The following is a 14,672-nucleotide window of genomic DNA, read 5'->3' as shown; positions in this document are numbered from 1 at the left end:
CGCTCACCCCTCACACACCAGCGCATTCACCACGCCACACGAACCACACCGACCACACGGGTGGCGGGAAAGAGCCACGGCACAAACCCGCCTCAGAACATCATCCCCGCACCCCCCGCCCCTCTGCCACTGTGTCGCCACCGGCCACCAACCCGTGTGCCGAACCGACTTGGGGAGCAGCATGCGTCCGAGATCGCGCATATCGCGTACGGCGTTGGGGGCGGCCACCGCCGCGGTCCTCGCCGCCACCGCGGTGACCCCGTCCGTGGCGGCGCCCGCGCCCACGGACCCGGCCACCGCGAAGCGGCCGATCGCCGGGAGCGACAAGGCCGGCGAGCAGCAGTCGCGCGCCGTCGTCGTCACTCTCGTGACCGGTGACAAGGTCCTTGTACGGCAAGGGGGTTCGGGCCCGGACGCGGCGAGCGCGCTGCCCCGCCCGGACGGTACGGTGCCGCTCGTGCAGACCCGTACCTCGGCCAAGGGCACGAGCGGAAAGCCGGACCTCTACGTCATTCCCGAGTCCGCGTCCGCCGCCCTGGCCACCGGCCGCGTCGACCGCGAACTCTTCAACGTCACCGGCCTGATCCGGCAGGGGTACGACGACGCGCACAGCAAGTCCCTGCCCCTGATCGCCGTGTACGACAAGTCCGTGAACGTTGCCCGCGCGCTGCCCGCCACCCCGCGCGCCGCCACCCGGGGCGCGGTCCTCGCCCCCGTCGGCGGTGTCGCGCTCAAGGCGGACAAGGCCAAGGCCGCCGACTTCTGGGCGGACATCAGCGACACCCGCTCGCGCTCCGCCTCCGACCTCACCAAGCTGTGGCTGGACCGCAAGGTCACCGCTACCCTGGACCGGTCGACCAAGCAGGTCAGGGCGCCCGAAGCGTGGGCCGCCGGATTCGACGGCAAGGGCACCAAGGTCGCCGTCCTGGACACCGGCGCCGACACCGAGCACCCCGACCTCAAGGGCCGGGTCGTGGCCGCCCAGAACTTCACCGACTCGGGCTCCGAGGCCGACGCCCAGGGGCACGGCACCCACACCGCCTCCACCGTCGGCGGCAGCGGCGCGGCCGGCGGCGGCAAGAAGAAGGGCGTCGCCCCCGGCACCGAACTCCTCAACGGCAAGGTCCTCAACGACCAGGGCCAGGGCGCCGAGTCGTGGATCATCGCGGGCATGGAGTGGGCGGTCGCGCAGAAGGCCGACGTCGTCTCCATGAGCCTGGGCGCGGGAGCGGGCGACTGCACCGACCCGCTCAGCGTCGCCGCCGAGGAGCTCGCCAAGAGCAAGGACACCCTGTTCGTGGTGGCCGCAGGCAACGAGGGCCCGCGCAACAACTCCCTCTCCTCGCCCGGTTGCGCCCCCGGCGTCCTCACCGTCGGCGCCGTCGACCGCGACGACACCACCGCCCAGTTCTCCAGCCGGGGCCCCAACGTCACCACCCACACCCTCAAGCCCGAGATCGCCGCCCCCGGCGTGGCCATCTCCGCCGCCTCGGCAGGCGGGCGCGGCACCCAGGCGTACCGCTCCATGTCCGGTACGTCGATGGCGACGCCGCACGTCGCCGGCGCGGCAGCCATCCTCAAGCAGGCCCACCCCGACTGGTCCGCCCAGCAGATCAAGGCGACCCTGGTCTCCGCCGCCAAGCAGGTCCCCGGCGACGTACGCCAGACCGGCGGCGGCCGCCTCGACGTCAAGGCGGCGCTCGACGCCAAGGTCACCGGCGCCCCCGCCGTACAGGGCGGCACCTTCGACTGGCCCCAGCACAGCAGCGACCGCACCACCGTCGACCTGCCGTACACCAACACCGGTGACAAGCCGGTCACCCTGGACCTCAAGGTCCAGCAGCCCACCGGCAACGACGGCTCCGCCATCCGCTCCAGGATCGCCGAGCTGGGCAAGAACCGCGTCACGGTGCCCGCCGGATCCACGGTCACCGTGCCCCTGACGCTCGACCCGGCCGCCCGGCTGGACCGCGCCCAGTACGGCGACGTCACCGGCCGCGTCCTGGCCACGGCACGCGGCGGCGTCAGCGTCGCCACCCCGTTCTCCCTGTACGTACAGGCCGAGACCGTCACCCTGCGGGTCAAGGTGATCGACCGCGAGGGCAAGCCCGCCAGGGGCGCCAGCTCCCTCGACGTGATCGGCACCGACGACGACTCGGGCGAGAGCCGTCCCAACAACGGTGCCGCGGAGCAGCGTTACGAGGTCCGCCCCGGCGCGTACTTCCTCTCCGCCTACGTCGCCACCCCCGACCCGTCCGACGCCACGGGCAGGGCCTACCGGTCGCTCAGCTACCTGGGCCACCCCCAGCTTGAGGTCAAGAAGGACACCACCGTCGTCCTCGACGCGCGCAAGGCGCACAAGCTGAGCATCCGCACCGACCGCCCCACCGAGACCCGCAACACCACCCTCGCCTTCGAGCGGACCTGGAAGAACACCTGGATCCACTCCGGCACCCTCAGCGGCGGCCGGGGCATCGCCGACTTCTACGCGGACGTCCAGGGCCGCGCCGACGACGGCGAGTTCGAGTTCGGCAGCTACTGGCGCGCGGGCGCCCCGCTGCTGAGCAGCCTCAAGGTCACCGGCGGTCCCGCCCTGCACGCCGTGGCCGGCACCGTCGGTTCCGCCAACCTCGACGGCAGGGGCAGCGCCCCGCTCGCCGACGCGGGCAGGGGCACCCCGGCCGAGCTCAAGGCGGCGGGCGTCAAGGGCGCGGTCGCCCTGGTCGAAGTACCCGACGACGACAACTTCCTGGGCACGGTCGCGCGGAACGCGCTCGCCGAGGGCGCCGTCGCCGTCCTGGCCCACCGCCCGTCGGCGGGCACCTGGTACCCGACCGCCGGATTCGGCAGCCTCGCCCTCCCGGTACTCGCCGTACCCGCCGCAGAGGCCAAGGACCTCAAGTCCCGCCTCGCCCAGGGCAAGGTCACCCTGGACTGGCAGGCCACCGCACGCACCCCGTACCTCTACAACCTCGGCTTCCAGGAGAAGGGCCCGGTCAAGTCGGCGCGCACCTACACCACTTCCGACCGCAAGCTCGCCGCCGTCCAGTCCGACCACCGGGCGATGGGCGTACGGGGCGACTTCGTCGACACGGTCTTCGCGCTGCGCCCCAGCGGCAACACCATCGCCTCCTCCGCCTACGGGGACCCGGTACCGGTCCCCGGTGCCCGCACCGAGCTGTACTCCGCCGACGGTTCCGCCTGGGGCCGCTATGTCGGCAGCAGCTTCCCGTTCGGTGAGCTGATGGTGTCCCCCGACCGGAAGTTCAAGACCGGCCAGCGCCTCACCGAGAACTGGTACGGCGGGGTCATCGCCCCCACCGCCCCGCGCGACGAACAGGACAAGCAGCTGCTGGTCGCCGAGCGCCAGGGCAACTGGATCGGCTTCGAGAACGCGATGTGGGGCGACCGCGAACACTGGGCGATCCCGGGCAGCTTCGGCGACATCGGCTCGCTGGAGCTGAAGCGCGACGGCGAGGTCATCGGCCGGACAGGGTGGCCCAAGGGCGCCTTCGAGGTCCCGGCCGACCGGGGCTCGTACGAACTCACCCAGAGCATCACCAAGATCGGCGCGCACGCCAAGGTCTGGCAGCGCTCGACCGCCGTCACCACCAGCTGGCGGTTCACCTCGCAGCTCGACGAGAGCGCCGCGTCCACCCCGGTCCCGGTCCTCTTCCCCGGCTACGCACTCCCGGAGGACGGCCTGAAGACCCTGCCCGCGAGCGACGGCCAGAAGATCGGCCTCTCCGTCACCGGCCACGCGGGCTACACCCCCGGCGCGATCAAGGCCGCCAAGCTGTCCTACTCGTACGACGAGGGCAAGACCTGGACCGAGGCCAGGACGGCCGGTTCCGGGGCCAGTTGGACGGCCACCGTCGACCATGCGGGTGCCACCGGCAAGCAAGTCACCCTGAAATCCGAACTGACGGACACCAACGGCACCTCCGTCACCCAGCTCGTGACCCGCGCGTACGACGTGCGCTAGCCACAACGGCCAGCCGCACGACCGGCATTCGCCGGCCATGATCGGTCCGCCGGGCGTCCTTCCCGTGGGGGGTGGGTCTGTCCGGCGGACCACTTTTTCGTTCCTGCCCCGTTTCCGAATCGCCTCAGCGGTGGACAATAGGGGCATGAGTCAGCAGGGGGAGCGGCGCCGAGACGCCGAGGACGACTGGTGGGACCGGCTGTACGACGAGTCAGCCCCGGACACCGGCCCGGCACCCACGGGCAAGACCTTGGACGACCACTTCGACTCCACCCCGGGAGGCCCCGGCCACCGGGACCCGGTACCCCCACCGGAACCGCCCCCACCGACCGGGGCCCCGCGCAGGGAACACCCTCCGGCCCCCTGGGAACCGCCACCGCCCGACCCCCGCGCGCCCGTTCGCGCGGCGACCAGGGAGTGGGACGCCTGGCTGCCGACACCCCGCCAGACCCCGCCCCACCCGCCCCCCGCCCCCGAGCCCGAGGACGCCCCGCCGGCAACAGTCAGGCCCCCGGACCCCACCACCACCTCCACCTGGGGCCCGCCCCCGTCCCCACCAGGCCCACCCGGCACCCCCGGCCGCCGCACCCGCCGCCTCTGGGACGAACCCACGGAGCCCCGAACACCCACGGATTCCCGGACGCCCATGGAGCCCCGGACGCCCACGGAGCCCACGGCACGCCAAGAACCCCCGGCCCGCTCAGAGCCAACGGCACGCCCAGAGCCGACGGCGCCCACCGACCCCCCGGAGCACGCCCTCCGCGACATCCCCCCGCTCCCCACCTCCTTCCCGCCCTGGGACGAGGGCCTGGCCGACGACCCGGACGACCGACCCTCCCCGGACGAGCGGCCCACCCTGGACGACCGGCCCGCCCCGGAACTCCCCGCCACCGACCGCACCCGCACCGCCGTCGACCGCGCCTCCACCGACCGCACTCCCACCAGCCGCAGCTCCACCGAACGCACCCGCACCGCCGAATGGGATGCACCCCCCGTACCTCCCGCACCCCCCACCCCAGCCCACCAGGCCCCACCAGCAGCACCGACCCCACCACCCCCACCGACCCCCCGCCCCATCACCACCCACATCGGCACCGGTCCTCCCACCTACGACCCCGAGCCGACCGCCCTGGTCGCCGCGGATCCCAACAACCTGGAGGGACTGGTCGCGGACACCGTCCTGGACGGCGCCCGCTACGGCGCCTACACCCTGCGCGCCGCCTCCATACGCGGCGACTCGGCCCGCTTCCGGGGCGAACCCCGACGCGACGCCCTCCTCACCGCACGCTTCGGCGAAGGCGAGAGCGGCCTCGTCCTGGTCGCGGTCGCCACCGGCGCCCGCGCCGCCGAGGGCGCGCACCTCGCCGCCGCCGACGCCTGCGACTGGATCGCTGGCGCGGTGGGCCGCAGCCACTCCCGGCTCGCCGAGGACATCAGGGCCGGCCGCCGGGGCGACCTCAAGTCCGGACTGCACCGCCTGACCGACCGCGCCTTCGGCAAGCTCCGCTCCCGCGCGGTCGAACTCGGCCTGGAACCGGGGGAGTACACCGCCGACCTGCGCTGCCTGCTGTTGTCCGCCGACCCCCAGTGCCGCACCCGGATCTTCTTCGGCGTCGGCGAGGGCGGTCTGCTGCGGCTCCGCGACGGGGTCTGGCAGGACATCGAGCCCCCGGAGCCCCGCCCCGACGCGGTCACCGGCGCCCCGGTGGTCGGCTTCGGCTCCGTACCGACGGAATCGCCGTCCGTATCACCGGACCGCGCGGAGTCCCAGGACTCCGAGGAGACCCCGGAGGGCGACCGCCTCACCATGGACCTCGGTATCACCACACCGCCCTCCCCGCACGTGGACACCGTCCCGCCAGGATCGCTCTTCCGGTTCCGGGCGTCGGTGGCGCAGCCGGGTGACACCCTGCTGCTGTGCAGCGCGGGCCTGGCCGACCCGCTGCGCGGCGAGAGCGCGCTCGCCGACGTGCTGGCCACCCGCTGGGCAGGCCTGGAACCGCCCGGCCTCACCACCTATCTGGCCGACGTCACCCTGCGGGCCAAGGGATACGCCGACGACCGGACGGCGGTGGCGGTCTGGGAGTCCTGAGGGCCGACAGGGCCGACAGGGAAGCCCTGAGTTCATATTCCGGGATTTTTGGGACAGGATGATCCAAGAAATGTGATTGTCGTCCTGAGAGGTGTGACCCGGTCATGGCCAAACAGAAGGTGGCGGAGCAGTTCGTCGACACGCTCGTCCAGGCGGGCGTCCAGCGCCTGTACGGAGTGGTCGGGGACAGTCTCAACCCAGTCGTCGACGCGATCCGCCGCAACGGCTCCATCGACTGGATCCAGGTCAAGCACGAGGAGACCGCCGCCTTCGCCGCGGGCGCCGAGGCCCAGATCACCGGGAAACTCGCCGCCTGCGCGGGCTCCTGCGGCCCCGGCAACCTGCACCTGATCAACGGTCTGTACGACGCCCACCGGTCCGCCGCACCCGTGCTCGCCCTCGCCTCGCACATCCCGTCCGGCGAGATCGGCACCACCTTCTTCCAGGAGACTCACCCGCAGCAGCTGTTCCAGGAGTGCAGCAACTACAGCGAGCTGATCTCCAGCCCCAAGCAGATGCCGCGCGTCCTGCAGACCGCCATCCAGCACGCGGTCGGCCTCAACGGAGTCAGTGTCGTCACCCTCCCCGGCGACATCGCGGGGGAGCCGGTCAGCGAGGACGGCGGCGGGCTCACCCTCGCCACCTCCCGGCCCGCCGTACGCCCCGGCGAGGCCGAGGTGGCCAGGCTGGCGCAGCTCATCGACGACGCCGAGAAGATCACCCTGTTCTGCGGGGCGGGCACGGCGGGCGCGCACGCCGAGGTGATGGAGTTCGCCGAGCGGATCAAGTCCCCGGTAGGCCACGCGCTGCGCGGCAAGGAGTGGATCCAGTACGACAACCCGTACGACGTCGGCATGAGCGGTCTGCTCGGCTACGGCGCCGCCTACGAGGCCACCCACGAGTGCGATCTGCTGATCCTGCTCGGCACCGACTTCCCGTACACCGACTTCCTGCCCGACGACGTACGGACCGTGCAGGTCGACGTACGCCCCGAGCACCTGGGCCGGCGCACCAAGCTGGACCTGGCGATCTGGGGCGACGTACGCGAGACGCTGCGCTGTCTGACGCCCAGGGTGCGGGCCAAGAGCGACCGCAAGTTCCTCGACAAGATGCTCAAGAAGCACGCCGACGCGCTGGAGGGCGTGATCAAGGCGTACACCCGCAAGGTCGAGAAGCACACCCCGATCCACCCCGAGTACGTCGCCTCGGTCCTCGACGAACTGGCCGATGACGACGCCGTGTTCACCGTCGACACCGGAATGTGCAACGTCTGGGCGGCCCGCTACCTCACCCCCAACGGCAAGCGCCGGGTCATCGGCTCCTTCTCGCACGGCTCGATGGCCAACGCGCTCCCGCAGGCCATCGGCGCCCAGTTCACCGACCGCAAGCGGCAGGTCGTCTCGATGTCCGGCGACGGCGGCTTCTCAATGCTCATGGGCGACTTCCTCACCCTGGTGCAGTACGACCTGCCGGTGAAGGTCGTCGTCTTCAACAACTCCTCGCTCGGCATGGTCGAACTGGAGATGCTGGTCGACGGAATGCCCTCGTACGGCACCAGCCACCACCCCACCGACTACGCGGCCATTGCCCGCGCCGCCGGGGCGCACGGGGTCCGCGTCGAGAAGCCCAAGGATCTGGCGGGGGCCCTCAAGGACGCCTTCAAGCACAAGGGCCCGGCCCTGGTCGACGTCGTCACCGACCCCAACGCGCTGTCCATCCCGCCCCGCATCAAGGCCGACATGGTCACCGGCTTCGCCCTTTCCGCAAGCAAGATCGTGCTGGACGGCGGCGTCGGCAGGATGGTCCAGATGGCCCGCTCCAACCTGCGGAACGTGCCGCGACCCTAGGTCCCAAGTCGCCGCCGGTCCTTCGCGCGACGCGAGGGGGCGGCGGCGGCCCCGCTCGGGGGCGTACGGGGGGAAGCGGACGCTGCCACGGACCCTCTCCGCCCCTCCGCGCCCCGCATCCCGTACGCCGGAAGCGACAGTCGCGCATCGGGCGAACGTGCGAAAGGTGACACGCGGTCCATACGCCCTCCCTACCGGACATGAGTGTCGTCTCCCCTTGCTGGGCATCCATTCCGTGAGGTTGTTCGAGGGAGAAAGGGTCGAACCGGGGTGTGGGTGGGGGTTATGACGAGACAGCATCCGGGCGGGGGCAGCACGGGGGCAGCCGTCAACGGGAGGGTGGCGGGCACGGACGACAAAGGCGACGTGGACCACGAAGTGCCGGGCATGCGCTGCCGGTTGGGGCGGTCCGACCTGACCGCCGTATCCGAAGTGCGGCGCACACTGCGCGAATTGCTGCGCCACTGGGGACGCCCGGAGGTCGCTGACGTCGCGGAACTGCTCACCAGCGAGCTGGTGACCAACGCGCTCATCCACACCGAGAGCGACGCCGAACTGACGGCGACGCTCCACCGGACGGTCCTGCGCGTCGAGGTGCGCGACCATCTGGAGCGACTGCCCGAGCCCATGCTCGCCGACTGTGACGAGAGCACGCACGGCCGGGGGCTGTTCCTGGTGCAGGCACTCTCCGACGCCTGGGGAGTGCGGATGCCGGGACGCGGTCTCGGCAAGGTGGTGTGGTTCGAACTCGACGGGGGTCCGGCCGGTGCGTGACCGGCCGAACCCCCGCTGAGATCCGGTTCACTGACGACCCGTCAACCGAACTGCTGCTCAAGGTCCTTGAGCTTCTGTTCCAGTGAGTCGAGCCTGGGCAGTGCCTGGGTGTCGTCCTCGGCGGTCAGATCGACCGTCCTTGTCTCAACTCCCTTGTTCCCAGCGCCTTTCACGGCCTGGAGGGAGGGCCGGGAGCGAAGCGGCAGTTGTCCGGGTTCTGGTATGGCGGGCTCCGCGACGGCATGCGGCGCGGCGCCCGAACCACCGGGCGCCAGGGACTGCACGTCCACCTGGCGGCCGTTCCGGTTGCGCCCCCAGGCGCGGTGCTGCCGGTTGATCGCCTTCAACTGGGCGCGCTCCAGCTTCTCGTGCTCCCTCCTGCGGAGACGGTTCTGCTCCTTCTGCCGCCGGTCCTCGCGTACCTCGTCGACCGCCTCGTCCAGCGTCCGTACGCCTTCCAGCAGCATCAGCGACCAGGCCCCGAAGGTCTCCCTGGGTGCCCGCAGCCACCTGACGATCCGGATCTGCGGGAGCGGCCGGGGGACCAGCCCCTGCTCGCGCAGTGCCGCACGGCGGGTCTGCTTGAGCGCCCGGTCGAAGAGGACCGCCGCCGAGAGCGACATCCCGGCGAAGAAGTGCGGCGCGCCCGCATGCCCGAACCCCCTGGGAGCGTGCACCCAGTTGAACCAGGCGGCGGCCCCGGCGAACGTCCACACCAGCAGCCGCGAGCCGAGCGCCGCGTCACCGTGACTGGCCTCCCGGACCGCGAGCACGGAGCAGAACATGGCCGCGCCGTCGAGCCCGAACGGCACCAGGTACTCCCAGCCGCCGGACAGGCTCAGGTTCTGCTGCCCGAAGCCGACCAGCCCGTGGAACGACAGGGCGGCGGCGACCGCGGCACAGCAGAACAGCAGGACGTAGGAAGCACTCCCGTAGAAGGCTTCCTTCCTTCTGCGCCGCTCCTCGCTGCGTTCCCACGAATCCTCCGCCGTGCCCGCGGCGGCCTTCTGGCCCGCCCGCTTGCCGCGTGCGATTACCGCGACCGCCGCCAGGACACCCGCGATCATCACGACGCCAGGAAGCAGCCAGTCCAGCGATATGTCGGTCATTCTCATTGCGGAGTCCCTTTGCGTCAGCGCATGCGGCCGGACCGCGGAAAAGCGCTCAGTGCGTTTCGGCGACATATTGGCCCACCGCGTGAGGTGCACAAGGGGATTCGGGACAAGAGAACGCCAACGGGACTCCGCACCATGCGGATAGGTGGCAAAAACTCGAACCCCCGCTCCCATGAGGTGAGTTGGGTTCGAATACGGCCACCCGCACGGGTGGCGTGGCGATCAGCCGGAGGTTACGGCTTCCGTGAGCAGCTTCCGCACCCGGTCCGCGTCGCAGGTCCGGGGGCAGGTGACACAGGTGTCGTCGGGGCGCAAGGTGTAGAAGAGACAGCAGGTGGCACGGTCCCGGGTGGGCAGCTTCTCGCCCTCGGGACCGGTCAGCTCGCGGAAGCCCGCGGAGGCGCGGTAGGGGGCCGTCGCGCCGGGCAGCAGCAGCTCCAGCTCCGCCATGGCCCGCCGCTCCTCGCCGAGCAGATGGGCGACGTACCAGAGCCCCTCGACGATCTCGTCGGTGGCCATGCCCCACAGCGCGTGCGAGCGCCGCCGCATCCGGGGCCCGAAGCCGTTCAGCACCGGCTCCAGGTGCTCGGCGAGCGCCGCCCGCACATCGGCGCGCAGCGCCTCCTCGTCCGGTACGACGCGGGCGCCGGGCAGCGCCGCCGCCGGGTCGCCGGGCAGGCACGCGAAATCCTCCACCCGTACGGTCATCCGGCCCCGCACCCGGTGGAAGGCGACGTTCCCGGCCGGCACCCGGGGCACCCGGCGGTGCAGGAACCAGGGCACGGTCACCAGGAGGCAGGCGGGCCAGGCGTAGCGGTGCATGCCGAAGCTGGCGATCACATCGGGGCGGCCCTGCTGCCCGTAGTCGCGCAGCACCTGGGCGTCGTCCCAGGCCAGGAACGCGTCGAGGGCGGGACCCCCGGCCGCCAGCTCGTCGGCGCCGACCCAGCCGGACCCGCGCGGTGCACGCTCCTCGCCCGTCAGCTCCCGTACGACCAGGCTCGGGAAGACCTCGGTGAGGCGCGCGTAGGAGTCCGCCACGGGGGAGGCGGCGGCCGGGCGCGCGGCGCCGGAGGGGAGCAGGGAGGGGACGTGCATGCAGGGGACCACCGAATCGCATCACGGGTCGAGTGCAGGTAAGCCTTACCTTACCCGATCAGTGGCAGGTTTGAACTGTGAGGCCCGCCCCCTAGGCTGCTGCACACGGACATAAGCCCGCACAACGGAGGTGGACCAGGTGGAGCAGCCGCGAGGGCTGGACATACCCGGGCAGCCGCAAGCCGCTGACCGCTCCGCCGCCCGCGGTGACCACACCCACAGCGAACCGCCGGCGCCCCGGCTGGTGCGGCACTCGGTGCGCGGACAGATCCTGGACGCCCTGCGCACCGCCCTCGTCAGCGGCGAACTGGCCCCCGGTCAGGTCTACTCGGGCCCCGCGCTCGGCGCCCGCTTCGGGGTGTCGGCCACCCCGGTCCGCGAGGCGATGCAGCAACTCGTCCTGGAGGGCGCGGTGGAGGTGGTCCCCAACCGGGGCTTCCGCGTCGCCTCACGCGCCGAGTCGGACCTCTCCGACCTCGCGGCCGTACGGGCGTTGATCGAGGTGCCGACGATGCTGCGGCTGGCCCGCACGGTCGCACCCGAGCGGTGGTGCGCACTGCGCCCGCTCGCCGAGGCGGCTACGGCGGCGGCCGCCGGGGGAGACCGGGCGGCCTACGCGGAGGCGGACCGCACCTTCCACAGCGCGGTCCTCGGCCTCTCCGGCAACGCCCAGCTGGTCACCATCGCGGCCGACCTGCACCGCCGCGCCCAGTGGCCGCTGCTGGGCGCCACCGCCGTCCGCCGGGCGGATCTGGTGGCGGACGCGGCGGAACACCTGGCACTCCTGGAGGCCCTGATCGCACAGGACCTGCCCGTGGTGGAATCACTCGTACGAGAACACTTCACCGGCGCCCATTAGGGCCCCGGTCACGCGGCACCCCGGTCAGGCAGCACCCCGGTCACGCGGCACCCCGGTCAGGCGCCCTCCGCCACCGGTGCGACGGCGAGCTGGCTCCGGAGCCAGGTGGGGACGCCGTCCAGCAGGTGGAAGAGGCGGGAGGCTTCGGCCCGCAGCCGGGTGGCCTCCGGTTCCGGTTCGGTGTCCGCCAGGGCCACCAGGGCGGGGGCGGTGCCCACCAGATAGCCGAGTTCCTCCCGTATCCGCAGGGACTCCGCGAAACCGTGCCTGGCCTGTGCCAACTCCCCCTCGCGCAGGGCGAGTCCGGCCAGGTGCCGCCAGGTGAAGGACAGCAGGAGCGGCTTGCGGTGGGTGGTGGCGCCCTCGTGCGCCCGCCGGTACGCGGCCCGCGCGGACTGCGGCGAGTCGGAGAGGTGCTCGGCGATCAGACCCCGGCGGAAGTCCAGCAGCGGCCGGTTCGCGGAGTCCGGGTGCAGCAGGGCCGCCGCCCGGCCCAGCGCGGAACGGGCCTCGTCGGCCCGGTCGCGTACCCCGAGGACCGTCGACGCGTACGCCAGGTGCCCCCGCTCGCAGGCCGCCCCGCCCCGCTCGTCGTCCTCCTTGGCGAGGGCCTCGGCGCCGCGCAGCGCCTCCTCGGCCTCCGGCCAGCCCTGCTCGGTGAACAGACAGCGTTCGACCAGCAGGGCCGCCCGCTGGAGCGCGGGCGCCGCGCCGGGGCGGGCTTCGAGCAGAGCCGCCGCATCCGCCCAGCAGCCCCGGGAGCGCAGCCGCCACACGGCCGTCTGGAGTGGTCCGCCTCCCCCCTCGAAGGCCCCCTGCGTACCGGGCTCCCCTGTCCCCGAACCGGAATCCGACATGGCGGTGTCCGCCACATTGCCCTCCCCGAGCGCGCCATTGAGCTGTGAAGTGCGACCGTTCGGACGTCCGGTGAACGCCAGTCGGACGTGCGGTCGTTGCGCGCATCACAGCATGAAATGACCATCGGGCCAAGAGTCCGGGTGAATTTTTTCACAAAGGACGGGCCCCGCTCGGCGGTCGGTGGCCGTCCCTCGAACGCCGCCCGGGGGTCAGCTCATGCGCAGGGCCAGGAAGAAGTCCAATTTGTCTTCCAGCCGCGAGAGATCACGGCCCGTCAGCTGTTCGATCCGCCCGACGCGGTAGCGCAGCGTGTTGACGTGGAGGTGCAGCCGGGCCGCGCAGCGGGTCCAGGAGCCGTCGCTGTCGAGGAACGCCTCCAGGGTCGGAATCAGCTCCGCGCGGTGCCGCCGGTCGTAGTCCCGCAGCGGATCCAGCAGCCGCGCGGTGAAGGCGCGGCGCACGTCGTCCGGGACGAACGGCAGCAGCAGTACGTGCGAGGCCAGCTCGTGGTGCCCGGCGGCGGCGACCCGGCCGGGGCGGGCCGCGGCGACCCGGCGGGCGTGCCGGGCCTCCTCCAGCGCACCGCGCAGGCCCTCCGCGGAGTGCACCGGGGCACTGACCCCCAGGGTGAGCCGCCCGTCGTCCGCCAGACCGCCCGACAGCGGCGCCTGGACGGCGGCCAGCAGGGTCTCCGCGTGCAGCCCGGGGCTCTCCTCGCCCTCCGCGAGATCGGCGGCGACCGCGGGCAGCGGAACCAGGGCGATGGCCTCCTCGCCGCTGTGCGCGACCGCGATCCGGTCCGCGGGTTCGGCGGCGGCCGCCATCGAGTCCGCCGGAATGGTGGGATCCACCAGGATCTCCTCCAGCAGCGCCTGCGCCGCGGGCCCGCTCTCCGCCTCACCGCCGTCCCACTCGACGCGCGCCACGACCACCTGCCAGTGCGGGGCGGCGCCCAGACCGGGCAGCAGCACCGGGGCGGCCACCCGCAGCCTGGCGGCGATCTCGGAAGGCGCGGCACCCGACTGGACCAGCTCAAGGACCTCCTGGGCGAGCCTGCGCCGCACGGTGCGGGCCGCGTCCCTGCGGTCGCGCTCCACGGCGATCAGCTGTGTGACGCCCTGGAGCAGGTCCAGCCGGGCCGCCGGCCACTCGCCCGCGTCCGCCTCCACGGCCAGCAGCCAGTCCGACAGCACGCTCTCGCGCACGTCCCGGGAGGCCGCCGTACCGGCGAGGGCGGCCGTGCCCCGGCCCGCGTGACGGATGGGGAACAGGGAGTACGTGGTGCCGCCGGAGGTCACCCGGTGCGGGCTGCGGCGCCCGGTGCGGCTGGCCGCCAGGTGCTCGGCGGCCAGCGCGGGGCCGACCCCGGTGGGCAGCGGGGTGTCCGATCCGGCCACCTGGCGGCCGACCGGGGACAGCACCCAGGCGTGCAGGTCCAGGTCGGAGGTGAGCAGGTCCAGGACCACCTCCGGGCCGCCGCCCGCCGGACCCGAGGTCATCAGCCGCCGGTGCCGGTCGACGACCGCCGCCAGGTCCCCGGCCCGCTCGCCCGACACCTGTCGTACGACGTGCTCGGTGATGGTCGCGAAGGCCACCGACTCGGTCACCGCGAACAGCGGCAGCCGGTGCCTGGCACAGGCCTCCACCAGGTCGTCGGGGACGCTGCCGAGCTCCGCCTCGCCCGCCGCCAGACCGACCACGCCGGCCGTGGCGAGGATCCGTACGAACGGCTCCGAGTCCTCGGCGGTGTGCCGCCAGGCGAGCCCCGTCAGGACCAGCTCGCCGCCGGACAGATAGCGGGTGGGGTCGCGCAGGTCGGTCGTCATGACGCCGCGCACCGTACGGTCGAGCTCGTCCTCGCCGCCCAGCAGGCGCAGGCCGAGCGCTTCGGTTTCCAGCAGGGCGCGCAGCCGCATCGTCGTGTCGCCGCCGTTCTCTCGTCGGGACCGGCGCGGACGCCGGTCGGGGTGTGTGCCGTGGCCGAAAGCGGTGTGGCCGGTGAAAACTGTGAATTACGGCGAGGTTGCTGTTCCCCGCCTTTCGT

9 protein-coding genes are annotated in these 14,672 nt (G+C 72.6%); 5 read left to right on the top strand and 4 right to left on the bottom strand.

Annotation, left to right across the window (positions count from 1 at the left end; all coding sequences use genetic code 11):
* Window positions 1-181: 181 nt before the first annotated feature.
* From ACZ5PB_RS03060 to ACZ5PB_RS03045, 4 genes are all read left to right on the top strand, one after another.
* Window positions 182-3,985, top strand: a complete 3,804-nt coding sequence (locus ACZ5PB_RS03060; RefSeq protein ID WP_468687231.1) for a S8 family peptidase — start codon at window positions 182-184, stop codon at window positions 3,983-3,985.
* A gap of 145 nt (window positions 3,986-4,130) precedes the next feature.
* Window positions 4,131-6,077, top strand: coding sequence for a protein phosphatase 2C domain-containing protein (locus ACZ5PB_RS03055; RefSeq protein WP_468687229.1), 1,947 nt, complete (start codon window positions 4,131-4,133; stop codon window positions 6,075-6,077).
* Between the two features lie 104 nt (window positions 6,078-6,181).
* Window positions 6,182-7,924, top strand: coding sequence for a pyruvate dehydrogenase (locus ACZ5PB_RS03050; RefSeq protein WP_468687228.1), 1,743 nt, complete (start codon window positions 6,182-6,184; stop codon window positions 7,922-7,924).
* 285 nt (window positions 7,925-8,209) lie between these two features.
* On the top strand, window positions 8,210-8,698 hold the full coding sequence (locus tag ACZ5PB_RS03045; RefSeq protein ID WP_468687227.1) for an ATP-binding protein: 489 nt from the start codon (window positions 8,210-8,212) through the stop codon (window positions 8,696-8,698).
* A 41-nt stretch (window positions 8,699-8,739) separates the two neighbouring features.
* Here ACZ5PB_RS03045 and ACZ5PB_RS03040 read toward each other — a convergent pair whose 3' ends face one another.
* Both ACZ5PB_RS03040 and ACZ5PB_RS03035 read right to left on the bottom strand, forming a co-directional pair.
* Window positions 8,740-9,813: a DUF2637 domain-containing protein gene (locus tag ACZ5PB_RS03040; protein WP_468687226.1), complete on the bottom strand. Its 1,074-nt coding sequence runs from the start codon at window positions 9,811-9,813 to the stop codon at window positions 8,740-8,742.
* Window positions 9,814-10,035: 222 nt separating this feature from the next.
* Entirely contained in the window at window positions 10,036-10,911 is an 876-nt protein-coding gene (locus tag ACZ5PB_RS03035) for a (2Fe-2S)-binding protein (RefSeq protein ID WP_468687224.1), read from the bottom strand.
* A gap of 139 nt (window positions 10,912-11,050) precedes the next feature.
* Here ACZ5PB_RS03035 and ACZ5PB_RS03030 point away from each other — a divergent pair, with 139 nt between their 5' ends.
* Window positions 11,051-11,770, top strand: a complete 720-nt coding sequence (locus ACZ5PB_RS03030; RefSeq protein ID WP_468687223.1) for a GntR family transcriptional regulator — start codon at window positions 11,051-11,053, stop codon at window positions 11,768-11,770.
* A 56-nt stretch (window positions 11,771-11,826) separates the two neighbouring features.
* Here ACZ5PB_RS03030 and ACZ5PB_RS03025 read toward each other — a convergent pair whose 3' ends face one another.
* Window positions 11,827-12,642: a hypothetical protein gene (locus ACZ5PB_RS03025; protein ID WP_468687222.1), complete on the bottom strand. Its 816-nt coding sequence runs from the start codon at window positions 12,640-12,642 to the stop codon at window positions 11,827-11,829.
* A gap of 195 nt (window positions 12,643-12,837) precedes the next feature.
* Window positions 12,838-14,544, bottom strand: a complete 1,707-nt coding sequence (locus ACZ5PB_RS03020; protein ID WP_468687220.1) for a PucR family transcriptional regulator — start codon at window positions 14,542-14,544, stop codon at window positions 12,838-12,840.
* Between the last annotated feature and the right edge of the window lie 128 nt (window positions 14,545-14,672).

This window comes from Streptomyces sp. NPDC032721, from assembly GCF_055579625.1.
Note: the sequence above shows the minus strand (reverse complement) of the source record. Positions and strands in the feature narration are given on the sequence as shown.